The sequence below is a fragment of the Hymenobacter sp. BRD67 genome, from assembly GCF_013256425.1.
Lineage (GTDB): Bacteria > Bacteroidota > Bacteroidia > Cytophagales > Hymenobacteraceae > Hymenobacter.
Genome location: NZ_CP053904.1, coordinates 1,670,622 through 1,694,577, shown reverse-complemented (window position 1 = coordinate 1,694,577; position 23,956 = coordinate 1,670,622). Strand labels below are relative to the sequence as shown.

Annotated in this window: 25 protein-coding genes and 3 pseudogenes; 12 read left to right on the top strand and 16 right to left on the bottom strand. The window is 63.0% G+C overall.

Annotated features, from left to right (window positions below; all coding sequences use genetic code 11):
* Positions 1-11: 11 nt before the first annotated feature.
* Positions 12-443 carry a hypothetical protein gene (locus tag GKZ67_RS07835; RefSeq protein WP_173241820.1) on the bottom strand — a complete coding sequence of 144 codons (432 nt, stop codon included), beginning with the start codon at positions 441-443 and terminating at the stop codon, positions 12-14.
* Positions 444-518: 75 nt separating this feature from the next.
* Positions 519-1,082, bottom strand: a complete 564-nt coding sequence (locus GKZ67_RS07830; protein ID WP_173241819.1) for a Crp/Fnr family transcriptional regulator — start codon at positions 1,080-1,082, stop codon at positions 519-521.
* 413 nt (positions 1,083-1,495) lie between these two features.
* On the opposite strand from GKZ67_RS07830, the gene hisG reads away from it, so the two are divergent.
* From hisG to hisIE, 10 genes and pseudogenes are all read left to right on the top strand, one after another.
* A complete protein-coding gene (gene hisG, locus GKZ67_RS07825; protein WP_173241818.1) occupies positions 1,496-2,347 on the top strand; it encodes an ATP phosphoribosyltransferase in 852 nt (283 codons plus the stop codon).
* 15 nt (positions 2,348-2,362) lie between these two features.
* Positions 2,363-3,672 (top strand): annotated as a pseudogene (hisD, locus tag GKZ67_RS25050) (histidinol dehydrogenase).
* A gap of 114 nt (positions 3,673-3,786) precedes the next feature.
* Complete coding sequence (gene hisC, locus GKZ67_RS07815) at positions 3,787-4,875, top strand: histidinol-phosphate transaminase (RefSeq protein ID WP_173241817.1); 1,089 nt, start codon at positions 3,787-3,789, stop codon at positions 4,873-4,875.
* A 14-nt stretch (positions 4,876-4,889) separates the two neighbouring features.
* On the top strand, positions 4,890-5,996 hold the full coding sequence (gene hisB, locus GKZ67_RS07810; protein ID WP_173241816.1) for a bifunctional histidinol-phosphatase/imidazoleglycerol-phosphate dehydratase HisB: 1,107 nt from the start codon (positions 4,890-4,892) through the stop codon (positions 5,994-5,996).
* 220 nt (positions 5,997-6,216) lie between these two features.
* On the top strand, positions 6,217-6,741 hold the full coding sequence (locus tag GKZ67_RS07805) for a glutamine amidotransferase-related protein (RefSeq protein ID WP_317172269.1): 525 nt from the start codon (positions 6,217-6,219) through the stop codon (positions 6,739-6,741).
* 57 nt (positions 6,742-6,798) lie between these two features.
* A complete protein-coding gene (locus GKZ67_RS07800) occupies positions 6,799-7,521 on the top strand; it encodes a HisA/HisF-related TIM barrel protein (RefSeq protein WP_173241815.1) in 723 nt (240 codons plus the stop codon).
* A 38-nt stretch (positions 7,522-7,559) separates the two neighbouring features.
* Positions 7,560-8,315 carry an HAD family hydrolase gene (locus tag GKZ67_RS07795; RefSeq protein WP_173241814.1) on the top strand — a complete coding sequence of 252 codons (756 nt, stop codon included), beginning with the start codon at positions 7,560-7,562 and terminating at the stop codon, positions 8,313-8,315.
* 33 nt (positions 8,316-8,348) lie between these two features.
* A pseudogene (gene hisF, locus GKZ67_RS07790) lies at positions 8,349-9,132 on the top strand (imidazole glycerol phosphate synthase subunit HisF).
* Between the two features lie 29 nt (positions 9,133-9,161).
* On the top strand, positions 9,162-9,566 hold the full coding sequence (locus GKZ67_RS07785; RefSeq protein WP_173241813.1) for a VOC family protein: 405 nt from the start codon (positions 9,162-9,164) through the stop codon (positions 9,564-9,566).
* 30 nt (positions 9,567-9,596) lie between these two features.
* Complete coding sequence (gene hisIE, locus GKZ67_RS07780) at positions 9,597-10,271, top strand: bifunctional phosphoribosyl-AMP cyclohydrolase/phosphoribosyl-ATP diphosphatase HisIE (protein WP_173241812.1); 675 nt, start codon at positions 9,597-9,599, stop codon at positions 10,269-10,271.
* 222 nt (positions 10,272-10,493) lie between these two features.
* Here hisIE and GKZ67_RS07775 read toward each other — a convergent pair whose 3' ends face one another.
* The 7 genes and pseudogenes from GKZ67_RS07775 to GKZ67_RS23245 all read right to left on the bottom strand — a co-directional run bounded on the left by GKZ67_RS07775 (position 10,494) and on the right by GKZ67_RS23245 (position 17,712).
* Complete coding sequence (locus GKZ67_RS07775) at positions 10,494-11,411, bottom strand: hypothetical protein (protein WP_173241811.1); 918 nt, start codon at positions 11,409-11,411, stop codon at positions 10,494-10,496.
* Positions 11,412-11,711: 300 nt separating this feature from the next.
* Positions 11,712-12,092 carry a VOC family protein gene (locus tag GKZ67_RS07770; RefSeq protein ID WP_173241810.1) on the bottom strand — a complete coding sequence of 127 codons (381 nt, stop codon included), beginning with the start codon at positions 12,090-12,092 and terminating at the stop codon, positions 11,712-11,714.
* A gap of 424 nt (positions 12,093-12,516) precedes the next feature.
* Complete coding sequence (locus tag GKZ67_RS07765; RefSeq protein ID WP_173241809.1) at positions 12,517-13,713, bottom strand: tetratricopeptide repeat protein; 1,197 nt, start codon at positions 13,711-13,713, stop codon at positions 12,517-12,519.
* A 167-nt stretch (positions 13,714-13,880) separates the two neighbouring features.
* Positions 13,881-16,494: pseudogene (gene gyrA / locus GKZ67_RS07760) on the bottom strand (DNA gyrase subunit A).
* Positions 16,495-16,724: 230 nt separating this feature from the next.
* A complete protein-coding gene (locus tag GKZ67_RS07755) occupies positions 16,725-16,991 on the bottom strand; it encodes a hypothetical protein (protein WP_173241808.1) in 267 nt (88 codons plus the stop codon).
* A gap of 50 nt (positions 16,992-17,041) precedes the next feature.
* The gene (locus GKZ67_RS23250; protein ID WP_254245133.1) at positions 17,042-17,377 is read right to left on the bottom strand and encodes an HD domain-containing protein; all 336 of its coding nucleotides are present in this window, start codon (positions 17,375-17,377) and stop codon (positions 17,042-17,044) included.
* Positions 17,374-17,712 carry an HD domain-containing protein gene (locus tag GKZ67_RS23245; protein WP_254245132.1) on the bottom strand — a complete coding sequence of 113 codons (339 nt, stop codon included), beginning with the start codon at positions 17,710-17,712 and terminating at the stop codon, positions 17,374-17,376. Before GKZ67_RS23245 ends, GKZ67_RS23250 begins: the two co-directional genes overlap by 4 nt.
* 232 nt (positions 17,713-17,944) lie before the next feature.
* On the opposite strand from GKZ67_RS23245, the gene GKZ67_RS07745 reads away from it, so the two are divergent.
* A complete protein-coding gene (locus tag GKZ67_RS07745) occupies positions 17,945-18,940 on the top strand; it encodes an NAD(P)H-dependent glycerol-3-phosphate dehydrogenase (RefSeq protein ID WP_173241807.1) in 996 nt (331 codons plus the stop codon).
* Between the two features lie 391 nt (positions 18,941-19,331).
* Positions 19,332-19,760, top strand: a complete 429-nt coding sequence (locus GKZ67_RS07740; RefSeq protein WP_173241806.1) for an EamA family transporter — start codon at positions 19,332-19,334, stop codon at positions 19,758-19,760.
* Positions 19,761-19,778: 18 nt separating this feature from the next.
* Here GKZ67_RS07740 and GKZ67_RS07735 read toward each other — a convergent pair whose 3' ends face one another.
* The 7 genes from GKZ67_RS07735 to GKZ67_RS07710 are packed head-to-tail and all read right to left on the bottom strand — an operon-like array spanning position 19,779 to position 23,921.
* Entirely contained in the window at positions 19,779-20,756 is a 978-nt protein-coding gene (locus tag GKZ67_RS07735; RefSeq protein WP_173241805.1) for a hypothetical protein, read from the bottom strand.
* A complete protein-coding gene (locus GKZ67_RS07730; protein WP_173241804.1) occupies positions 20,702-21,166 on the bottom strand; it encodes a hypothetical protein in 465 nt (154 codons plus the stop codon). The genes GKZ67_RS07735 and GKZ67_RS07730 overlap by 55 nt, the downstream gene beginning before the upstream one ends.
* Positions 21,064-21,522, bottom strand: a complete 459-nt coding sequence (locus GKZ67_RS07725; RefSeq protein WP_173241803.1) for a hypothetical protein — start codon at positions 21,520-21,522, stop codon at positions 21,064-21,066. The genes GKZ67_RS07730 and GKZ67_RS07725 overlap by 103 nt, the downstream gene beginning before the upstream one ends.
* A 60-nt stretch (positions 21,523-21,582) precedes the next feature.
* Positions 21,583-21,810 carry a Maf family protein gene (locus tag GKZ67_RS24500; RefSeq protein WP_317172268.1) on the bottom strand — a complete coding sequence of 76 codons (228 nt, stop codon included), beginning with the start codon at positions 21,808-21,810 and terminating at the stop codon, positions 21,583-21,585.
* The gene (locus GKZ67_RS07720; RefSeq protein ID WP_317172267.1) at positions 21,792-22,181 is read right to left on the bottom strand and encodes a Maf family protein; all 390 of its coding nucleotides are present in this window, start codon (positions 22,179-22,181) and stop codon (positions 21,792-21,794) included. Before GKZ67_RS07720 ends, GKZ67_RS24500 begins: the two co-directional genes overlap by 19 nt.
* 5 nt (positions 22,182-22,186) lie before the next feature.
* Complete coding sequence (locus GKZ67_RS07715; RefSeq protein WP_173241802.1) at positions 22,187-22,690, bottom strand: hypothetical protein; 504 nt, start codon at positions 22,688-22,690, stop codon at positions 22,187-22,189.
* A complete protein-coding gene (locus GKZ67_RS07710; RefSeq protein WP_173241801.1) occupies positions 22,608-23,921 on the bottom strand; it encodes a hypothetical protein in 1,314 nt (437 codons plus the stop codon). Before GKZ67_RS07710 ends, GKZ67_RS07715 begins: the two co-directional genes overlap by 83 nt.
* Between the last annotated feature and the right edge of the window lie 35 nt (positions 23,922-23,956).

Below are 23,956 nucleotides of genomic sequence, written 5' to 3'. Positions count from 1 at the left end.
GCAGGTGGTAGTTAATAAGACCGTCCTAAACCTAGCGACCCAAAAAAAAGCAGGTAGCTTCCCACTAGCAACGGGCCGACCCATAAGGTCCAGCGCTTTACACGTGGGCTGACTCCCTGGGTTCGTCGCACGAGCGAACTCTGTAGTAGATAAGCGGGTAGTAGGCCTGCGAATAGAAATAGGTTCACAAATCCTTGTCCTTCCAAATCGTGCATGCCACCTCCATAGAGCTTGATGCCGGCATCGTGTAGACATATCAGCAACGCCGTAGCTACAGCCGCCGGAAGGACGAGTTGGGGGTGCCGGTTGGTATGCAGCAAGGCGGTAATACTGATAATGACCAGGGGAGTTAACAGAATGCCAATCGGCGCCTGGAGGTGGTCGGCGTAGTCATTCGCCAGGGCAATAACCAGGGCCAGTAGAATGGTTAGGGCAAAAGGCATAGCAGGCAAAGGGAAAAGTGAGGCCCAAAGGTCCCCGCGCCTTTTTCTCGCTTTCTTGACAAATGTCATTTTTGCCTAGCTCTTGCCCCGTAGGCGGCTCAGGGTTTCGGCAGCCACGCCCAGGTGCGAGGCAATGTGCTTGAGCGGTACCCGCCGTAGTACTTCCGGAAAATCGGCCAGTAAGTGGGCGTAGCGTGTGGCGGCCGGCTGCGTTCGCAGTTGGTGGGCGCGCTGCTCGCTCAGAACGTAGTAGCGTTCGGTGATGACCCGGCCAAAAAGATTTAATTCGGGAAACTCTTTGTAGAGTGCTTGCAGCTCCTCGTAGGTAATGGAATACAGTGCGCTGGCTTCCAGCAGTTCCAGGTATTCAGTGGAAGGCAGCCGGGTCAGAAAGCTGACAATAGAAATTACGAAGTCGCCCTCGCGCATAAACCACGAGGATATCTCGCGACCCTCGTGCAGCAAATAGCCGCGCACTAACCCCCTTTCGATAAAATACACTCGCCGCGCCACCTGGCCCGGTTGCAGTAACAAGTGCCGGGCCGAAAACTCCTCGTGGCGCACCGCCGAGGCTACCGCTGCTCGTAGCACCGGGCTCATTGGCGCGATGGTTTCGAGCGCGGTGATGAAATCGGGCATAAGCCGAAGATAGGCTACCCGACCCGGTTTTGCGTAGGAGGCGTTGGAATTCCAACCGCCTGCCTACCTTTGCCCCACGATGACTCCCGCTTGCCGCCTTACGTCTGCCTATCGCCCTGCGCTTCCGGCCGCTTTTGCGGGCCTGGCGGCTGCCTGGCGGGCTGCGAAGCCGGCCGGTGCCGCGCCGCAGCATCACCACCATCTGTAGGAGACCGGGCAACCGGGCTGGCCGCTACTCTGTAGCCCCTGCTGCCAGCCGCTCGCGTCTCCACCGCCGCCCCGCCGCTGGGCCGGGAAATAACTTTTTCTTCGTTTGGGTATTTACGGATGAGCCTCCCGGCGGCCTGGTGCGGCCGGGGCACCGTCCAGTTTCGCGGCTGGCCCGTTATCGGGCCGGTAGCTCACTTTTTCTCATGCTGCGTTTAGCCATTCAAAAGTCCGGCCGCCTTTCGGAGGACTCCCTTCAGCTCATCCGCGAGTGCGGCATCAGCTTCGTTTCGTCGTCTTACAAGCTCAAGGTCGAGGCCAGCAACTTTCCGCTGGAAATCCTCTACCTGCGCGACGACGATATTCCCGGCTATGTGCAGGACGGCGTGGCCGACCTCGGCATCGTGGGCCAGAACGTGCTGGTGGAAGCCAACTGCGCCGCCCTCGAAGTCGAACCCCTGGGCTTCAGCAAGTGCCGGCTGAGCCTGGCCGTGCCGCGGGGCGCGGCGTATGGTTCGGTGGCCGACCTGCAGGGCAAAAGCATCGCGACTTCGTACCCTAAAATTCTGGGCGACTACCTGGCCGGCCAGGGCGTGCAGGCCCACCTGCACACCATCAGCGGCTCGGTCGAGATTGCGCCCAGCATCGGGCTGGCCGAGGCTATCTGCGATATCGTGAGCAGCGGCTCCACGTTGCTCGGCAACGGCCTGCGCGAGGTCGAAACCATTTTCCGCTCCGAGGCCGTGCTTATCGCAGCCCCCGGCCTCAGCCCCGAAAAGCAGGACCTGCTCGACCAGCTCCGCTTCCGGATGCAGGCCGTGCGCCGGGCCCAGCGCTCAAAATACATTGTGCTCAACGCGCCCGTTTCGGCGCTTGATGCCGTGAAGGCGCTGCTGCCGGGCATTAAGTCGCCCACCGTTACGCCCCTGGCCGAAGAAGGCTGGGTGTCGGTGCAGTCGGTGGTGGATGAGGATAACTTCTGGCACCTTACCGGCCAGCTCCAGGCCATTGGGGCCGAAGGGATTCTGGTGCTGGGCATTGAAAAGCGGGTAGGATAGGTACGTATACGTGACATGCAGATTTTTCGCAATCCCGACTCTGGCCAGTGGCCCGCGCTCCAGCAGCGGCCGCTGGCGGCCAGCAACGCCGCCATTTTGGCCCGCGCCGGCGAGATTTTCGACGATGTAGCCCGTCGCGGCGATGAGGCCCTGCGCCAGTACGCCGCTGAGCTAGACGGTGTACCCGACCTCACCGACTTGCGCGTGGGCGCCGAAGCGCTGGCGGCCGGGGCCGCCCAGGTGCCGGCCGCGCTGCAAGCCGCCATTCGCCAGGCTATTCAGAATATTGAGAAATTTCACGCGGCGCAGCGCCCCGCCGCCGTGGAGGCCGAAGTGGAAACCATGCCCGGCGTGCGCTGCTGGCGCCGCAGCGTGGCCGTGCCGCGCGTGGGGCTGTACGTGCCGGGCGGCTCGGCGCCGCTCTTTAGTACCTTACTCATGCTGGGTATTCCGGCCCGGCTGGCGGGCTGCCGCGAGATTGTGCTCTGTACGCCGCCCGGCCGGGGCGACGGCCGCATCGCCCCGGCCATTCTCTTCGCCGCCCAGGAGCTGGGGCTGACGACCATCATCAAGGCCGGGGGGCGCAGGCCGTGGCGGCCCTTACCGTGGGCACGGCCTCGGTGCCGGCCGTGGACAAGATTTTTGGTCCCGGCAACCGCTACGTAACTGCCGCCAAGCAGCTGGCGGCCCAGCGCGGGGTGGCCATCGACATTCCCGCCGGGCCCTCGGAAGTACTCGTCATCGCCGATGCCAGCGCCAACCCGGCTTTTGTGGCGGCCGACCTGCTCTCGCAGGCCGAGCACGGCCCCGACTCGCAGGTGGTTCTGCTAACGGACTCCGAAGAGATGCTGACGGGTGTACTAGCCGAGCTGGCGCGCCAGCTGCCGCTGCTGCCCCGTGCCGAAATTGCCCGCCAGGCCCTGGCTGAGAGCCGCGCCGTGCTGCTGCCCGACGTCGCCACCATGCTGGAGTTCAGCAACCAGTACGCGCCCGAACACCTCATCCTGGCCGTGTCCGCCCCTGATAACATAGCGAATATGGTATATAACGCCGGCTCCGTTTTCATGGGCCACCTCACGCCCGAGGCGGTGGGCGACTACGCCTCCGGTACCAACCATACGCTGCCGACGGGCGGCTACGCCCGCGCCTACAGCGGCGTGTCGCTCGACTCATTCTACAAGAAAATTACGTTTCAGCAGCTTGCGCCCGCCGGCCTGCTCGCTCTGGCCCCGGTGGTAGAGGCGATGGCCGAAGCCGAAGGGCTGCGCGCCCACGCCCAGGCGGTGGCCCTGCGGCGCGAGGCACTTGCTACCCTTACCATATAACAGAACGTCAGGCGGAGCTTACCGAAGCTGCTCACCCGAACCGTCGTCGGGTTAGTACCCAAGCGGCGCAAGCGAGCTGCTTCGGCAAGCTCCGCCTGAGAGATGCACTTTGCGATGTCCTTTGATTTAGAATCCCTTATTCGCCCCAATATCCGGGCCATGAAGCCGTACTCGTCGGCCCGCGACGAGTTTCAGGGCGAGGCCCAGGTAATGCTCGATGCCAACGAGAACAGCCTCGGCAGCGCCGGCCCGGCGCAGTTCAACCGCTACCCCGACCCGCAGCAGCGCGCCGTGAAAACGGAATTGGCCCGGCTGAAAGGAGTGGAGCCCGCGCAGATTTTCCTTGGCAACGGCTCCGACGAGGCCATCGACCTGCTGGTGCGCCTGACCTGCACGCCGGGCGGCGCGGACAGCATCCTGCTGCTGCCGCCCACCTACGGCATGTACGAGGTGGCCGCCCACCTCAACGATGTGCGCCTCGAGCGCCTGCCGCTGACGGCCGACTTCCAGCTCTCGCCCTCTATCGTGGCCGGCGTGCTGGCCTCTTCGGCCAAGCTGGTGTTTGTGTGCTCGCCCAATAACCCGACCGGCAATCTGCTCCACGCCGAGGCCGTCGAGCAGATTCTGCGCGGCTTCCGGGGCCTGGTGGTGGTAGATGAGGCCTACGCCGACTTCGCTGCGGCCCCGAGCTGGACGACCCGCCTGGCGGAGTTCCCCAACCTGGTGGTGCTCCAGACTTTTTCCAAGGCCTGGGGCCTGGCCGGCCTGCGCCTGGGCATGGCCTTCGCCGCGCCGGAAATCATCGGCTACCTCAATAAAATCAAGCCGCCCTACAACATCTCCGAGGCTACCCAGCAGCACGCGCTGGCGGCGCTGGCGGCGGCGCCGCACTTCGAAGAGCTGCGGCAGCAGCTGCTCAGCGGCCGCGCCTGGCTGGCCGCGCGCCTGCCCGCGCTGCCCATCGTGGCCGAGGTTTTCCCCTCCGATGCCAACTTTCTGCTGGTGCGCTTCCACCCCGACGCCACCGCCGTGTACGACTACCTGCTGGGCCGGGGCATTGTGGTGCGCAACCGTACCACCCAGCCCGGCTGCGCCGGCACGCTGCGCCTCACCGTGGGCTCGCCCGGGGAGAATAGCAAGCTGCTGGCGGCGCTGGCAGCGTTTTCGACCGCAGCCGGACCGGAAGCACGCCCCGTAAACTAAATCTGCTAGTTATTATGTCCCGTAAAGTTCTCTTCATTGACCGCGACGGCACCATCCTCATCGAGCCGCCGACCGATTACCAGATTGATGCCTGGCATAAGTTCGATTTTGTACCCGGCGCCATCACGGCCCTGGCCCAGCTGGCCCGCGACGGCGAGTACGAGCTGGTACTGGTGACCAACCAGGACGGCCTGGGCACCGCCAGGTACCCGGAGGATACCTTCTGGCCCTACCAGCAGAAAATGCTCGACATCCTACGCGGGGAAGGGGTAGAGTTCAGCGAGATTCTGATTGACCGCAGCTTTGCCCACGACCCGGCCCCGACGCGCAAGCCGGGCACGGCGCTGCTGACCCGCTACCTCGACCCGGCCAACGGCTACGACTTAACGCACAGCTACGTCATCGGCGACCGGCTCACCGATGTGCAGCTGGCCGAGAACCTGGGCTGCCGCGCCGTCCTGCTCCACGCCGAGGCCGATGAGCGCGCCGCGCTCAGCACTACCGACTGGGCGAAAGTCTACGAGCACCTGCGCCGCCCGCCGCGCCGCGCCCACGTCATGCGCAACACCAACGAGACGCGGATTGAGGTTATTCTTAACCTCGACGGCACCGGCCACACCGACTGCCAGACCGGCCTGGGCTTTTTCGACCACATGCTCGACCAATTGGGCAAGCACAGTGGCTGCGACCTTTACGTGCGCACCCACGGCGATTTGCACATCGACGAGCACCACACGGTAGAGGATACGGCTATCGCCATCGGCACCGCTTACCAGGAAGCCCTTGGCGACAAGCGCGGCGTGAACCGCTACGGCTTCCTGCTGCCCATGGACGACGCGCTGGCCCAGGCGGCCATCGACTTCTCGGGCCGGCCCTGGCTGGTGTGGGCCGCCGACTTTAAGCGCGAGCGGGTGGGCGACGTGCCGACCGAGCTGTTTTACCATTTCTTTAAAAGCTTCTCCGACGCGGCCCGCTGCAACCTCAACATCAAGTGCGAAGGCGACAACGAGCACCACAAGATTGAGGCAATCTTTAAAGCGGTTGCCAAGGCTATTAAACTGGCCCTGGTCCGTGACCCGACCGGCCAGCACGTGATTCCCAGCACGAAAGGCATCCTGTAAATATTATTTATCATTTGGGTAAATCTGGCTAAAGTACTAATTATACCAAATGTTTTAAAATGAACATTGCCGTCATCGATTACCAGGGAGGCAACGTGCAGTCGGTCCTGTTTGCGCTCGAGCGCCTGGGGGTCACCAGCGCCGTACTCACGTCCGACCCCGACGTCATCAGCCGGGCCGACCGGGTGCTGTTTCCGGGGAAGGCGAAGCCAGCTCGGCCATGCGGGCGCTGCGGGCCGCCGGGCTCGATAAGCTCCTCCCGACCCTGGAGCAGCCCTTCCTGGGGATTTGCCTGGGCATGCAGCTGCTGGGCCGCCACAGCACGGAAGGTCCGGCCGGGGGCACCGAGCTGCTGGGGATCCTGCCGTTCGAGGTGGTGCGCTTTACGCCGCCCGATGCGGTGCATAAAGTGCCCCACATGGGCTGGAATAACCTTCACGACCTGCAAACGCCGCTGTTTGCGGGCTTGGGTAGCCAGGCAGCAATGGCCGCCTCTTCCTCAGCTCCCGCTCAGTTTTCTGAGGTCAGCCTGCAAGCCACCGCCGCCGACTACGTGTACTTCGTGCACAGCTACTACGCGCCGGTAGGCAGCTACACCATTGCCCAGGCCAGCTATCCGGACGGGGCAGCCTTCAGCGCCGGGGTGCGCTACCGCAACTTCTACGGCGTGCAGTTTCACGTGGAGAAGAGCGGCCCGGTTGGTGAGCAGATTCTACACAACTTCCTGTCGGCGGACCTGAGCTAGCTTTTTAACAAATGAATAATATGTGTTCGCCGCCAGTGCTGTCGGCTATTTATCTAAATGAATATAATTCCTGCGATTGACCTCATCAACGGCTCGTGCGTGCGCCTGACCGGCGGCGACTTTGCCCGGCAGACCACCTACGCCGCCGACCCGCTGGCCCAGGCGCAGCATTTCGAGCAGCTCGGGGCTACCCACCTGCACCTGGTTGACCTCGACGGGGCCCGCGCCCGCGCGCCGCGCCAGCTGCCGGTGCTGGAGCGAATTGCCCGGCATACCCGCCTGCACATCGACTTCGGCGGGGGCATTCAGACCACGGCGGCGGCCGAGGCGGCTTTCGCGGCCGGGGCGGCGCAGCTCACGGCCGGCAGTATTGCCGCCCGCGAGCCGGCGCTGGTAGGGGAGTGGCTGGCCCGGTTTGGGGCCGGGCGCATCATCATCGGGGCCGATTTTAAGGGTGACTACATTGCCGTCAGTGCCTGGACCGAGCAGTCGGACCAGACCCTGACCGGCTTTATTGGCGCTTACCTGGCCGTCGGGGCCACCACCTTCATCTGTACCGACGTGAGCCGCGACGGCCAGCTGCAAGGCCCCGCGACGGATACGTATACGGCCCTGCGGCAGCAGTTCCCGGCCGCGCAGTTCGTGGCCAGCGGCGGCGTGACGACGGTGGCCGACGTGGCCGCGCTGCGGGCACTGGGCATGAGCGGGGCCATTATTGGCAAAGCCATCTACGAAGGCACCATTACGGAGGCTGAGCTGCGCGCCGAGCTGGCCAGGTAGGAGCTAGCCAAGCTTTACTCAGTTGTTATTTCCCCGCCATGTTCGCAGCTACCCCGGTAACCACCGTTCTTTTTGACCTCGACGATACGCTCTTCGACCACGCGGCTACGGCGCGGGCGGCCCTGGCCGCTACGGCTGCCGGCCGGCCCACGCTGCACGGCGTGCCGGTGGACGAGCTGTATCAGCGCTACAGCGACCTGCTGGAAGAAATGCACCCGCGGGTGATGCGGGGAGAGTTGTCGTACCTCGTGGCCCGGCAGCTGCGCTTTCAGCAGCTGCTGGCGCCGTACGAGCCGGAGCCGGCAGTGGCTGAGGTAACGCTCCTGGCCGAGCAGCACTACGGCCACTACCAGCGGCTGCGGCAGCCCGTGGCCGGGGCGCTGGCGCTGCTGCAGCGCCTCAAGCCGGCGGTAAGGATTGGCATCGTGACAAATAACCGCACCGACGAGCAGCGGGAGAAGCTGCGTTTTCTGGGAATGAGCAGCCTGGTAGACGCGCTCGTTACCTCGGAAGACGTTGGGGTACTCAAGCCCGACCCCGCTATCTACCAGGTAGCCTTGGAGCGCTTGCGGGCTACCCCCGCCGAAACGGTGATGGTCGGGGATAACTGGTCGGCCGACGTGCTCGGCGCCCTGGCCGTGGGTATCCGGCCGGTGTGGCTGAACCGCACCGGGGCGGCCCGGCCCCTGGCGCACGTAGCAGAGCTGACCAGCCTGGAGCCGGTGGCCGAGGTGTATCAGCAGATTATGCGGCCCGACCGGGTAGGGGCCGCCGCACTCTTCGAAGCAGCTTAACCTGATTACCGTATAGTATATAATATAAAGCGTATGCTAACCAAACGCCTCATTGCCTGCCTCGACGTGCAGAACGGCCGCACCGTGAAGGGCACTAACTTCGTGAACCTGCGCGACGCCGGCGACCCCGTGGCCCTGGCCGCCCGTTACGCCCAGGAGGGCATCGATGAGCTGGTGCTGCTCGACATCACCGCCACCGTGGAAAAGCGCCGTACCCTCCTCGAGCTGGTGCGCAACGTGGCCCGCGAGGTCAATATTCCCTTCACCGTGGGTGGTGGTATCGGGGCAGTAGCCGACGTGGAGGCGCTGCTGCTCAACGGCGCCGATAAGGTCAGCCTGAACTCTTCTGTATTGCGCGAGCCCGGCCTGATTGACGAGCTGGCCCGGCGCTTCGGCAGCCAGTGCATCGTGGTGGCGGTGGATGCCCGGCAAACCAACGAAGCCGCCACGACTGCCTCGGAAGAAGCCTGGGAAGTCTTTACCCACGGGGGGCGTCATCCCGCCGGCCGCGAGGCCGTTGCCTGGTGCCGCGAGGCTGCCGGGCGCGGGGCGGGCGAGCTGCTGCTCACTTCCATGAGCCACGACGGCACCCGCGACGGCTACGCCCTCAGCCTTACGCGGGGGTAGCCGCGGCCGTGGGCGTGCCGGTTATTGCCTCGGGCGGGCCGGGGCGGCCCCGCACTTTCGCGATGTGCTGCGGCCCGGCGGGGCCGACGCGGCGCTGGCAGCCAGCGTCTTTCATTTTGGCGACTTGTCGGTAGCGGGCCTGAAAGGCTATCTGCTGCAGGAAGGCGTTGCCATGCGGCCGGTCGGGTAGGGCTGGCGGTTAAATATATTGAATAATATATGTATCAGCAGTTGGCCCACGTGGCCTTGTTAGTCCGCGACTACGATGAGGCGCTTGCCTTCTACACCCAGCAGCTGGGTTTCCAGCTCCTGGCCGATACCCGCCTGAGCGCTACCCGGCGCTGGGTGCTGGTAGCGCCCCCCGGGGCACCGGCGGGCAGTGCCCTGCTGCTGGCTCAGGCCGATGATGCCGAGCAGCTAAGCCGGGTCGGCAACCAGACCGGCGGCCGGGTGTTTCTGTTTCTGCAAACCGACGATTTCTGGCGCGACTACCACGCCATGCAGGCGCGGGGCGTGCGCTTCTGCGAAACTCCGCGTGAGGAAGTCTACGCCACGGTGGCCGTTTTTGAAGACCTTTATGGCAACCTGTGGGACCTGCTGCAGCCCAAACCCCAGGTTGCCTAACCCCTCTGGCGGCTCGTCCGCTTTTCTATTATGACGTTAGATTTTCAAAAGATGCCCGACCAGCTTATTCCCGCCATTGTGCAGGATGCGGCCACGGGCCAGGTGCTCATGCTGGGCTACTTCAACGCCGAAGCCTGGCAGCGCACGCAGGCCGAGGGCCGCGTAACGTTCTACTCGCGCTCTAAACAGCGGCTCTGGACCAAGGGCGAAACCAGCGGCAACTTCCTGCAGGTAGTGAGCCTGCATATCGACTGCGACCAGGATACGGTGCTGGTGCTGGTCCGGCCCGACGGACCCACCTGCCACCGGGGCACCACCAGCTGCTTCGAGGCGCTGCCCGGTACGGAAGCGTTGGCTCCGGGTGCCGCCCAGCCTGCCCCGACGGTGGGCTTTCTGGCCGAGCTGGACCGTCTCATTGAGCGACGCCGGCAATACCCAGCCGAGGAGCCGGGCTCTTATACGGTGCGGCTGTTTGAGAAAGGCCTGGCGCGCATTGCCCAAAAGGTAGGGGAGGAGGCCGTCGAAACCGTCATTGACGCCATGGCGGGCAACAAAGCCGGCCTGCCAGGGGAGGCGGCCGACCTGGTGTACCACCTGCTGGTGCTACTGCGCGCCAGCGGCTCCTCGCTGGAGGAAATGCTGGCCGTGCTGCGGCAGCGCCACCAGACTATTGGCGCCGGGCAGCGTCGCCCGCTGCCCGACTAACCAGTCAGCCCGCAAACGTGCCGCCTTGTCAGCGTAGCCCTTGTGGTCGGCGCTACGTTAACAAGGCGTTTGCGTTAAAGCAATGTTGCTTAACATAAGTATTAAACAGAATTTTTTACCACTGGTGGTCAGGCAGTTATCTTTTTAGCTGGCGCTCGATTTTATCCAGTAATGCCCTGATTAAGCTCAGGTCTTCTACTTCGGTAACGTCGAGCTGGGTGTTCATGCCGGGCCAGTGAGTTGAATACGAAACAGCCGCTCGGCTGGGGCCGTCCCGGTTCCCTGGGCACTAGTTGGGGGAGTTATTGGCTTTTCAGGCGCTGCCGGGCTGGCCTTAGTCAAGGCCGGCCCATTGAGGGCCGTACCTGCCGCATTGCTGCCGGAGCCGTTGAGCCCAAAGAGACTGGCGATAGCATCGGTAGTAGCTGCCGGGGCAGGGCGTTGGGGCGGTAATAGGGGCTTGCTGCCGGCCACAAACGCTGGCTGCTGGGGAAGAAGCGTTGCTGCTGGCCGACTAGCTTCCAGGGGTTCGTCGTCGAAGTCGTCGGTTGGGTCTGGGTCCGACTCCTCGGTTTCAGGCTCACTTGGCAGCGGAAGCTGGCGAAATACGTTGGGTGCCGGCGTAGGGCTGGCCAACTCGCGACGGGGCGGCAGTTGAGCAGCGAGCTGGTCGATGTCCGCAATGATATTGTGCTCGTCGAGGAGCTTTACCATGCGTGCGCCGTCGACGAAAGCCTTGGAAACCCCCTGGGCATTGATTTCTTCCACCCCAAACTCGCGCATGAGTAATACATCGAGCATGGCGACGGGTAATTCCCGGGAGCGGAACTTACGGCAGAGCTGCGTAAAGAGTGGGGGCGTTAGAAAGGCTTCCCGGTGAAAGACGAGCTCTTCCTGCTTATCGTAGGCATGCTTAATACGGCGAAAGAGCGTGGTGGTGGCCAGCAGCTCTCGCTTGCTAGTCAGGAGTCCAAACTTCACGGCAGAGCCCACAATGGCCTTGAAAGAGCCGCTCACCTTACGATTTAGCTTGCGGGCGCAGGTATCGAGGGCGCATTTACCGCCGGTGTCGTCTACTACTTCGGCTACTTCCCAGGCGCCGCTGTAGCTGGTGCGGGGGTAATCAATCAGTTTTGGCATACTTCAGGGAGTACATGAGTAGGTAATAGAACAGGAACATAAAAGTAGTACAATTATAAACTAAGTACAGTAAATAACTAATAAAAGTATAAAAAAGTACAAAAATAATAGTTAATTTTATACTTTTTTATACTTTTATACTTGTTTAGTTTTAACTATAAGTTTATCCGTAATTCCTTGTTCTCCTAATTTTTATACTTACTAGACTAGGAGAGAGGAAGAACGTCAGACAGTTAATGTCAACTGTTTGACCTGGAACTCAGCGCTACTGTTTGTGACGCTCAAGAAATGAGCTGGACCTTACCAGCGACTTGATAGTTCCTGCAAGGTCCAGGTATTGCCATCGGGGTCCTGAAAACCAGCGTGTCGGATACCACCGCCCAAGCTATGGATTTCGCTCATCGTCACACCGCGCTCAACCAGCTCAGCCCGCGCTTGCACAATATCAGGCACCACCAGATGCAGGCCCCGCAAAACTCCGGCCGGCATGGTAAGGCCCGCCAGTCCGAACGCCAGCACAATAGAACAGGCGGAGCCCGGCGGCGTAAGTTGCACCACGCGCACGGCTGGCGCAGGACGAACGTCATGGTCGAGCAAAAAGCCAACCTGGTCGATATAAAATTTCTTGGCGCGGTCAATGTCACTCACCGGCACGGGAATAAGTTCGAGCTTAAAATACATGACTTACAGTTGGCCGCCGGAGCGGCATGAATGCCCCTAAGTAACGCTGCACCTGACTAAGATTTGCCAACAAACAAGGATGAGCGAATCAATGACGCGGGCAGCAACTTGATTTACGGTCCCAGACGAGACAGAAAATCCGTTTCCTTCAGAGCCAAGATTCTTTAGCCCTTAACCGAAATACTGTGACCATCAAGCTGTAACAGACTTCCCTCAACTGCTTGGTTTTCATAGTAGTTAATTTGTCTTATAATTTATATTATGTTAAACTGAATTTCCTCAACTTGCTTTTCCGATATCCTACCTGCTGATTGTTACCTACCCTCCTGGCTCTGCTTAGGCGACACCTCACCTAAAAAGAAGCGCGCCGGCTAGCTTAGCCGGCGCGCTTCTTTTCGCACCTTACGCTGCCCTCGGCGGGGACTTATTTTTTCAACGCCTGCAGCCGGTCTTCCATCTTTTTGGAATCGGCATTGCGTCCCAACCGGAAATAGACTTTTTGCAGTGCGCTCAGGCAGCCAGGGTCATTGGGCTGCACTTCCAGTGCTTTCTCGAAATACGGCACCGAGGCCTCGAAGTACTTCTTACCGTCGGTTTCCAGCGCCTTGCCTTTTAGCTGATACGTCTTCAGGTCCATCTTGCTGGCTTTGGTATAGAGCGCGGCCGCCTGGTTGAAGTTATAGATACCCATGTTGTACTCGGCATCAAAATTCTTGGGGTCCAGCTCAATCGCCTTTTTGTAGTCGGCCTGCGCCAGGTCAGTTTTTTTCTGCTGGTCGTAAAGCGAGCCCCGCACGGCGTACAGGTTGGCATTCGTCGGGTCAGCAGCGATGGTCTTCGTTATTTTGTCTACCGCCGCGGCACCGCCGTTATTACCGGCCATCGACCGGTTCAAATCCTCAATCAGAAAGGTCTTGTTATTGGGGTATGCCACCAGAGCCTGGGATAGCACCTTCTGGGCATCCGCATCGTTCTTCTCCTCGCGGGCTATTTGCAGCAACCGCTGGTACACCGCCACCGGGGCTGGTTTCGACTTATACGCATCCAGGCTCAGCAACTGGGTGTAGCTGGCTTTGGCCCCAGCGAAATCCTGCTTCGCATCCTGAGTATAAGCACTATATAGTATTGCCGTAGTATCCTGCGGATTTATCTGCGAGGCCTGCCGGAACCCGGTCAACGCTTTGTCATATTCCTTGGCCTGATAGCCCACTACGCCGGCATTGAAGGCAATGCCGTACAGGTTTTGCAGGCGGGCCGGCACCTGCTTGCCAAACTCGCCCGCGGGCCCATCCAGCTGCAGGGCTTTGTTATACGACTCCGTAGCTTTTTGCAGGGCTTCGCCGGGCTGCAGGTCTTTGCCGTATTTGGCAAACAGCGCCTGCGTGCTCGGGTCAACTATCTGGTAGTAGATATCGCCGCGGGTAAACCAGGTTTTGGCCTTATCCTTGGTCTTTTCGTTGGTAATGGCTTCGTTAATGCTCACCAGGGCCTTATCGAGCTGACCAGCTTTCTGGCTGAGGATGGCGTTGGTCACGGCCGAATTCTGGGCCAGCGCGGGCGTGGCCAGGCCGGCGGCCAGCATGGCAGTGGCGACGGCAAGCGTCAGAAAGGATTTTTTCATGGGAGGGAAAAGAAAAATGTTGACGGCACAAAACTACACCCGTCCGGCAAAATCGCGCCGGCGCAGGTTTACGGCAGAGCAAGCGGCTGGTTTTACCCTTTACCCGCTTCCTGGCCTAAAAAAGGGCGGCCGGCAAAGCCGGCCGCCCCTCTCCTGCTTACCCAAGCTTATTCCTGCTCATCGATAGCTTCAGCATCCGAATCGTCGGCTACAGCTTCCAGCTCGTCGGCGTCATCGAGTGGCTCCTCGTCGGGGACTTCGCCGGCGGGCAGGCGGTCGGCTTCCGCCACCAGAATGGCACTCGTCTGAGCTTCAGCGGCCAGCGGGTCGAGCTCGGCTTCGGCCGCCGCCACCTTGGCTACCGACGAAATCTCGTCATTGGCCGCTACCTTAAACAGGCGTACGCCCTGGGTGGCGCGGCCAATAGTGCGCAGCTCGCTCATGCTGAGGCGAATCGTCAGGCCCGAGCGGTTGATTATCATCAGGTCGTCGGCATCGTTGACGGCCTGAATGGACACCAGCTTTCCGGTTTTCTCGGTCAGCATCATGGCGCGCACGCCTTTGCCCCCCGGTTGGTTACCCGGTACTCGTCGAGCGCCGAGCGCTTGCCGTAGCCGTTCTCGCTTACGACCAGCAGCTCCTGGGTGGGGTCGGCGATGCATACCATGCCCACCACCCGGTCGCCGGCTTCCTCGCCAAGGGTAATACCACGCACCCCGGCCGCCGTGCGGCCCATCGGCCGCACCTTGTCTTCGGGAAAGCGGACGGCCCGGCCCGAGCGCAGCGCCAGCACCACTTCGGAGTTGCCCGAGAGCAGCTGCACGTCGAGCAGGCGGTCGCCTTCGTTGATGGTAATGGCATTGATACCCGCCGCCCTAGGGCGTGAGTACGCCTCCAGCGGCGTCTTCTTTACCGTGCCCTGCTCGGTGCAGAACATGAGGAAGGTGTTTTCCAGGTAATCGGGCGAGCGCAGGTTGCGCACGTTGAGCACCGAGCGCACTGCGTCTTCCTTGGGCTTATCGATGAGGTTTTGCAGCGGCGTGCCCTTGCTGGTTTTGGCGGTTTCAGGCACTTCGTAGGCACGTAGCCAGAACATGCGCCCCTGCTCGGTGAAGATGAGCAGGTACTCGTGGGTGGTGGCCACGAACAGGTGCTCGGTAAAGTCGTCCTGCTTGGAGCCGGCCCCGCGGGCACCTACCCCGCCGCGGCCCTGGGTACGGTACTCATCGAGGCTGGTGCGCTTGATGTAGCCCTCGCGGCTGACGGTAATCACCATCGCCTCGTCGGCAATCATGTCTTCCATCGAGAAGTCGCCGCCGGCCTGGTTGATGCTCGTGCGACGGGCATCGCCGTAGCGCTCGCGCATGTCCAGCAGCTCGTTCTTAATAAGCAGCCGCTGCTCGGTTTCCGAGGCCAGGATGGTGTTCAGGCGGTCGATGAGGCGCATCAGCTCCTCAAACTCGGCCACGAGCTTGTCGCGCTCCAGGCCGGTGAGGCGCTGCAAGCGCATATCGAGAATAGCGCGGGCCTGCACCTCGCTCAGGGCAAAGCGCTCGATAAGCCCGGTGCGGGCTACCTCCGGGTCGCGCGACTCGCGGATGAGCTTAATTACCTCATCGAGGTGGTCGAGGGCGATGAGCAGGCCTTCCAGGATGTGGGCCCTCTTCTGGGCTTCGGCCAGCTCGTAGCGCGTACGGCGCACGATTACTTCCTCCCGGTGCTCGACGAAGTATACGATGAGGTCGCGCAGGTTCAGGGTCATGGGGCGGCCCTTGACCAGGGCCACGTTGTTGACGCCAAACGAGGATTGCAGCTGCGTGTATTTGAACAGGTTGTTGAGCACCACCGTGTTCAGGGCATCGCGCTTGAGCTCGTACACGATGCGCATGCCGTCGCGGTCGCTCTCATCACGCAGGGCCGAAATACCCTCGATTTTCTTCTCGTTGATGAGCGCGGCCGTCTTTTCAATCATCGAAGCCTTGTTCACCTGATAGGGAATCTCGGTCACGATAATCTGCTCCTTGCCGTTGGGCAGGGTCTCAAAGTTCGTCTTGGCCCGCATCACGATACGGCCCCGGCCGGTTTCGAAGGCCTGCTTCACGCCCTCGTAGCCGTAGATGATGCCGCCGGTAGGGAAGTCGGGAGCCGTAATGTGCTCCATCAGCTCGGCAATGGTGATGTCGGCATTATCGAGGTAGGCCACGATGCCGTTCACTACCTCCGTCATGTTGTGGGGCGCCATGTTGGTGGCCATGCCCACGGCAATGCCGCTGGTGCCGTTCACGAGCAGGTTGGGGAACTTGGCGGGCAGCACGCTGGGCTCTTCGAGCGAGTCGTCGAAGTTGGGCTGAAAATCTACCGTGTCCTTATCCAAATCTCCCAGCAGCTCGTCGGAGAGGCGCTTGAGGCGGGCTTCAGTGTAGCGCATGGCGGCCGGCGAGTCGCCATCGACCGAGCCGAAATTACCCTGGCCATCCACCAGCGGGTAGCGCAGGCTCCAGTCCTGGGCCATGCGCACCATGGTGTCGTACACCGAGCTGTCGCCGTGCGGGTGGTACTTACCCAGTACTTCGCCCACAATACGGGCCGATTTCTTGTGACTTTTAGTATACGAGACGCCCAGCTCGCTCATGCCGTAGAGCACGCGCCGGTGCACGGGCTTGAGGCCGTCGCGCACGTCGGGCAGGGCCCGCGAGATAATCACCGACATCGAGTAGTCGATGTAGGCCCGCGCATCTCGTCTTCGATGTTAATCGGGATAATTTTTTCGCCTTCGGCCATTCCAGTAATGGAGTTAAGAGTGAAGCGGTAAAAGGTGATGCCGGGCAGCCGCTGTTTCCTGGGCTTTTGACTTTCACCTTTATTGCGTGCGCAAGTTACGGCAAAAAAGCCGTTTTTCCTAGCGTTTGCGGCACTTTGAGGCGACGCTCGTCTACCCCCCGACGCAGCACCCTGCTCCTGCCCTAGCCCTGTTAAAAAGCGAAATTCGCTCACTCCCCTTAGCGCCCAGCTTATTTCAGCGGCTTGCTATGGTCCTGGTCCTTGCGCTTGTTGTCGCCATCGTGCTGCACCTTAATCCGTTCCCCAATGGCCGGATACTGCATTTTCCATATAGGCCTGGCCCTATATTTTACCCCGTTGTGGTAATGCACCTTCCGGATGTGACACGAGTCGATGGGACAGGTGCGGCAGCCGCCCAGGGTGAGGCCCAGCAGCGCAATCAGCAGCCACAAATTCTTCCGGCCCTGGCCGGCAACCGCGAACACTCCGCTCTTCATCGTGTAAAAGTAGATTTTATAACGGGTTAATCCGCTGCTTAGGGCCTGCGCTACTCCAGCTCCGCCACATCCAGACTATCCCACTCCCGCAGAAACTGGGCCAGAAAGTCTTCCATAAACTGCTGGCGGCGCGCAGCCAGCCGGCGCGCAGCGGGCGTGTGCAGGCGGTCTTTAAGGTGCAGCAGCTTCTCGTAGAAGTGGTTGATGGTGGGCGCGGTGCTTTGCTGGTACTGCTCGAAGTCGGCGTGCGAGACGGGGGGCACGGCCGGGTCGTGCATGGGGCGCCCCTTGTGGCCGCCGTAGGCAAAGGCGCGGGCTACCCCGATGGCCCCGATGGCGTCGAGGCGGTCGGCATCCTGCACCACGGCGGCCTCGGGGCTGCTCACCGGCGTTGCAACCCCAGGCCTTTAAAGCTGACTTCGCGGATAATCTGCTCGACGCGGGCAATAGTGGCCTCGGGCACCTGCTGGCTGGCCAGCCAGGCGCAGGCCGCGCGCGGGCCGGCCTCGTAGTCGCCGCCGTGAAACTTCCAGTCGGCAATGTCGTGCAGCAGAGCGGCCAGCTCGGCTACCTCCTGGTTTAGGCCCGGCCCCTCGTGCTCCTGGGCCAGCGTGCGCGTCACCTGCCACACCCGCCAGATGTGTGGCCAGTCGTGGCCCGAGCCTTCGGCCTTGAATTTGTCTTCAATAAAAGCGGCCGTAGCGGCAATAACCGGGGTCATAGGCTGAAAAAAATAAGGCAATGAAATGCGCCGGACGAGCCGGCTGAGTAGTAGGCGCCCGCCGGGCCAGCGGGCGGGCAGAGACTGCTTCGCGCTGGGCAGCACCACGTTCAGCCGGCCGGGTGGCTTATCGCTAACCGGCCCGCCCACAAATATGCGGGGTTACGCTCTAGCTTGCGGGCCAAATCCCTCCCTGACCGGCTGACGGGCGGCCCCTCCCCGGCCCTATTATATGGAAAAAATTGCCATGCTTGGCGGCGGCTCCTGGGCCACTGCCCTTACCAAGATTCTCTCCGAAAACGGCGCGCGCGTCGACTGGTGGCTGCGCTCGAAAGACGATGTGCAGCACCTGCTGCGCACCGGCCACAACCCGCGCTACCTCTCGGCCGTGCTCTTCGACCGTAACCTGGTTTTCCCCACTACCGACCTCACCGACGCCGTGGCGGAGGCCGACTGGCTGGTGCTGGCCGTGCCGGCCGCCTTTGTGCAACCCGTGCTCGATAAGCTGGGGCGCGACGCGCTGCGCCATAAAATCGGGGTCGTATCAGCCATTAAAGGCATGATACCGGGCAAGAATATTCTCGTAACCGACTACGTGCAGGAGCGCTTCCGGCTGCCGGCCAGTCGCCTCGGCGTCATTGCCGGGCCCTGCCACGCCGAAGAAGTAGCCCTCGAAAAGCAGAGCTACCTCACCATCGGCTCGCCCGACGTGAGCGGCCTGGGGCTGGCCTTCTGCACCCTATTAAGAAATCGCTATGTTTCGGCCCATCCGGCGGCCGACCTCGATGGCATCGAGTACTGCGCCGTGATGAAAAACATCATCGCCCTTACCGGCGGCATTGCCCACGGCCTGGGCTACGGCGACAACTTTCTGGCCGTGCTGGTAAGCAACGCGGTGCAGGAAATCCGCCGCTTTCTGCAGGCCATCTCGCCCCAGCCGCGCGACCTCTCGGCCTCGGCTTACCTCGGCGACTTGCTGGTGACCGCGTACTCGCAGTTTTCGCGCAACCGCACCTTTGGCAGCATGGTAGGCCGCGGCTACTCCGTCAAGTCGGCCCAGCTGGAGATGAACATGGTGGCCGAGGGGTATTATGCCGTCAAGAGCATCCACGAGCTGAACCGCAAGCTCAAGGTAAATATGCCGATTACTACGGCCGCGTATAACATTCTCTATGAGCGCATTGCCCCGGCCGTGGAGCTGGAGATACTAAAGGAGAAGCTGCGGTAAAAGAAAGCTGCTTACAACCGCTCAAAGTTGGTGGGCAGCCCGAAACCAACTACGGCCCCAAGCCGTTATATTTGCAGCAGTTACACAAAATAAGGGGCCGGGCACGCGGCCCAACCCCTTACCCAACTACCGGAGTAAGTAAGTGACAAGCAGCACGGCCAAGGCCTTTGCTACGCCACTTGCAAACCCCACCAGCACAGCTTTACTCACTGCCTGTAGTAGTTTTGTCGCGTTGTCCCGTTTCATTGGAGATGAAGTTAGGGTTCCACTAAAACCCCGCTTCAGAAACCCCGACTGTTACCGCAGCCGGGGTTTCCCTTTTTCAAGGGCTACCGTAGGCCGGGGACATACCCAACGCGCGTGCGGCAAAGATAGCTGCGTGTACATTCTTATGACCAACTGGCTTCCGCTAGCCCTGCTCACGGCACTATGCCTGGCGGGCTACAACTTCTTTATCAAGCTGGCCGCCGAGCACCTGCCGCCGGCCGTGGGCGCGGTGGTGCTGCAGCTGGTGGCGGCCGGACTAGGCGCGGCGTGGCTCGTGCGCCTTAAGCTGCAAGGGCAGCCGCTGGCAGTTTCGGGCAAGGGGCTCGGGCTGGCGGCGCTGGCGGGCCTGAGCGTGGGCCTGGCCGAGGTGCTGACCTTCGTGGTATTTAAGCGCGGGGTGCCGGCCTCGGTGGGCACGCCCGTCATTGTAGGCGGCTCGGTGCTGCTGGCAGCCGTGCTGGGGCTGGTAGTGCTGCGCGAAACTTTGACGCTGGGGCAGGCCGGGGGCCTGGGGCTGATTGTGGCCGGCATTGCGCTGCTGGCTCGGGGATAATATATAATTAATTATATATTATTCAATAACAAACACCTCCAGAAAGGAATTCTGAAAGGCCGGTGGCCCGGCTACGCGCAGGCTAGCCGAATCGGGGGCCGCGCCGGCTGCGCGCACCAGGTAGCGGTACCGAACACCCGGGCGCGGGCGGTCATCGATTTGCCAGGCGCGGGCGGGCTGCCGGCTATGGGCATAAAAGCGCAGCAGAAACAGGTGAAGCAGCTCGGGAGCCAGCACCGGGCCGGGCGGCTGGGTCAGCAGCCAGCTGACGACCGGGGCTGCGCGCTGCCAGCCCAGGCCATTGCGCAGCATAGCCTCCTGGTGAGAGACCTGCCAGGTCTGGCTGAGGGCAAAGACCAGCGTAGCGGCCCCCAAGCCGGCCCGCAGCCGGCCTGCCGGCCAGCGGGCCGCGCGCCATGCCCAATCGGCCAGCAGCGCCGCCAGGATACAGAAATACTGGGCTTTATAGAGGAACGTGCGCTCGGGCGGCTGCACCCGCAGGGCCAGGGCCAGCGCATACGGCAGCAGGGCAAACCACAGGGCCGGCAGCCCCAGCTTTACCACCAGCCCGCGCTGCCGGGCTGGTAGCCGCTGCTGCGCCGCCAGCCGCCACAGCCGGCCGAAGCCCAGCAGCACGGCCAGCACCAGCGGCAGCGCCAGCAGATGATGGGCCATGTGCAGGCCTTCGAGCAGGTCGCGCCGGTACTCGTCGGCCGAAAGGGCCCGTACAAAGCGGTTGTGCAGCAGCAGTCCGGGGCCCGACACCAGCAGCAGCGGCGCGTAGAGCAAGGCTGCCCCCGCCACCGTGAGGCTACCCATGGCGGCCAGCTGCCCCAGTCGGGCCCAGGCCCGGTGCCGCAGGGCCTGCAAACCCAGCCAGCCATAGGCCGAGAGCAGGAAAAACGAGTGGACAGGCACCGTGTACAACCCCAGGACGCCGCTTAGCACGAGCCCGGCCCAGGCGGCCTGCCGGCGGCCGGCGGACTGCCCGGCCACCGGCTCAAGCAGCGTGAGTATTGCCCCAAAGCCAATGGCCCCAACCCTATCAACTGCCAGTAGCCCCGGCCCGTAGCGGCGTAGTAGAGCCCCGTACTCAGCAGCCCGAACCAGCCAACGGCCAGCAGCGCCACGCCAAAGCTGCTGCGCCGCAGCAAGGCCAGAAACCAACCGACCGTAGCCGTCGTGCTTACCAGCAGTACCGGCAGGCGCATCGACCACCAGAACCCCGGCTGCACCTGGTAGAAAGCCCAGGAAAGCAGGTTACTCAGCACATGGTTGTTCGGGTACGGATACACGCTGCTTACTACCAGCAGGTGCTCGCGCACAAACAGCTCGTAGGAAGTCGCATCATCGAAGGGCTGAATGACGAAGCTGTGGTAGAGGCGCAGGGCCGTGAGGCCGAGCAAAGCCAGCCCCGCCCCCGGCGCTGGCCGGGCGTCAGGGCCTGCCACCCGGCTCCCAGGCCCCGGCCAGCGCCCGCCACCCCGCGCCGCAGGGCGGCCAGCTGCTGCCGCCCCCGGCCGACCAGGCCAGCGCGCTGGCCAGCAGCCCCGCCCCCCGGCCAGGGCGAGCAGGGCCGTGCGCAGGCTTCTGAATTCGGCTTCGGTATAAGCCCGGGCTGCCACTCGTTGGTAGTCGGGGCGCCGGGGTGCCAGTCGTAGCTGTAGAACCCCCGCAGCGCGGCCACTTCGGGCCAGGTGGCTGAATAAAGCACCAGCGCGGCGAAGCCGGCACAGCCCGCCAGCACCATCAGAGTCAGCAACCAAAAGAAACGCGGAGTAGCGGCCGGCATCATAACCAAAAAAGCAAGCAGTATCGCGGCCTATTGCGTGGGCAGACCAGTGCGGGCACCCCCGACCTGGAAGGCAGCCAGGGCCGGCCACACCCGGTGGGTGGGCAGGCCCATCACGTTGAAGTAGGAGCCTTCGAGCCGGTCGATGCCCACCAGGCCCAGCCAGTCCTGCGCCCCATACGCCCCGGCTTTATCGAGGGGCTGATAAGTAGCCACGTAAAAGGCAATTTCGGCCGGACTTAAGGCCCGAAAGTGCACCGTCGTTTCGTCGGAAAAAACCACCGGGGGCGGCCGTCGCCGGGCAATAGGCACACCCCGGTGTACACCTGGTGGGTCTGGCCCTGCAAGCGCCCCAGCATGGCGCGGGCATCGGCCGCATCGGCCGGCTTGTTGAGCACGTCATCGCCAAGGCACACGATGGTATCGGCCGTGAGCAGCAGCTCGTCGGAAGCCAGGTCGGCGCGGTAGGCCTCGGCTTTATGGCGGGCCAGGTATTCGGCAATTTCGGCGCGGCGCAGCTGGGGCGGAAAGCTTTCCGCCACCTCGCGCAGGCGCAGCTCATAAGTCAGGCCCAGGTCGGTGAGCAGTTGGCGGCGGCGCGGCGAGCCGGAGGCGAGAATAAGGCGCATTTATATTAGTTATTTACTATATTAAAAACTAATTTTTTAGCCAAAGGAGCCGAGTACGTACACACCAGCACCTGGTCATTGGCATACAGCACGCGGCCGGTGCCGGGCGGGCGCGGGTCGGCCTGGCCCAGCACCACGTAGGTATAGCGCACGCCCGGCCGGCCCACGTTATCAGCCAGCCAGGGCCGGGTGGGATGCGCCACGTGGGCGGCCAGCCGCAGCCAGAACCACAGGGGCTGACTCGGAATCAGCAGCGCCGCGCCGGCCGGCTGCCGGGCCAGCCAAGCATAGAGCGCCCGCTTCTGCGGCTGCTGGTGCCGGCCAAGGTAGCTTAGCTGCACCGCCGTACCCACCTGGTAGAGCCCCAACAGCCCGCCGGCCACCCCGGCGGGCCAGCGGTAGCGGGCCCGCGGCCAGCGGCTGTTTTCAACTACCAGGGCCAGCAGCAGAAAGAAAAACCAGGCTTTGTAGAGTACCGTGCGCTCGGGGGCAGCACGCGCTGCCCCCAAACACGACGTAGGGCACCACTACAAACCAGAGCGCCGGCAGCCCCAGCTGCCACACCTGCCGGGCCCGGGCCGCGGCCAGCTGCCCGGTGGCCGCCCGGTACAGCAGCCGGCTAAACAAGGCCAGGACCACCAGCGTGAGCAAGGCTCCCACGCTGCGCTGCCCGGCCAGAAAGCCTTCGGTGTACCAGGTATAGGCGGGCAGGGCCCGCCAGAACGCCGGCCCGGACAAGGGCTGCACGTAGGGATTGGCGAACAGCGCGGCCGGCCCCGATACCAGCAGCAGCGGCGCGTACAGCAGGGCCGCGCCTCCGGCCACCAGGGCCCCTACCACCACGGCCCCGCCCAGCAGGCCGGGTGCCCGCCGCCACACCGCTACCGCGCCCAGCCAGCCAAAGGCCGAGACCAGGACGTAGACAAAAGTGGGCACCGTGTAGCACCCCAGCACCCCGGCCACCAGCAGCCCCAGCCAGGCCAGCCGGGGCCGGGCGCCCTCTGCGTCGAGCACGTGCAGCAAAGCAAAAAATACCACGCCCGCCAGCAGAATTACCAGCCAGTACCCCCGCCCCACCCCGGCGTAGTACAGGCTGAGCTGCAGGTAGCTGAACGCCCCGGCTGCCAGCAGGGCCGGGCGAAAGCCGGCCCGCCCCAGCAGCCCGGCAAACAGCAGCCCCGTGCCGGCCGTGCTGGTGAGCAGTACCGGCAGCCGCACGGCCCACCAGAAGCCCGGCTGCAGCTGGTAAAACGCCCAGCTGATAGTATTGGCCAGCGGGTGGTTATTCGGCAGCGGGTAGTAGGCACTCACGGCCAGCAGGCGCTGCCGTACAAAAAATTCGTACGAAATCACGTCATCGCCCCAGGGTACGCGGGACGAGCTGAGGTAGCCACGCACCAGCGTCAGGCCGAGCAGCAGGCTGGCGGCCAGCCAGCGCTGCTGCTGGCTAAGAGCGCGCAGGCGCTGCCCCAGCTGCTGCCGGCACCCGCGCAGCTCGTGCCCCACGGCCCGCAGCTCCTGCCGACTGGCCCGCGTGCCGGCTCCCAGCGCGAGCGCCAGGCCGGTGAGCCCCAGCGCCGCCCCGGCCAGGCTTTGCTGCAGCCCGTGCAGGTCGGCCGCCGTGAACGGCCGGATGTGCCAGCCACTCTCCGGAAAAATACCATCCATGGCCCGCGCCTCGGCCCAGGTGGCGGTGCTCAGCACGAGCGCGGCGTAGCCCGCGCAGCCGGCCAGCACCACCAGGCCCAGCAGGCCGATGAACGGCCAGGGGGCGC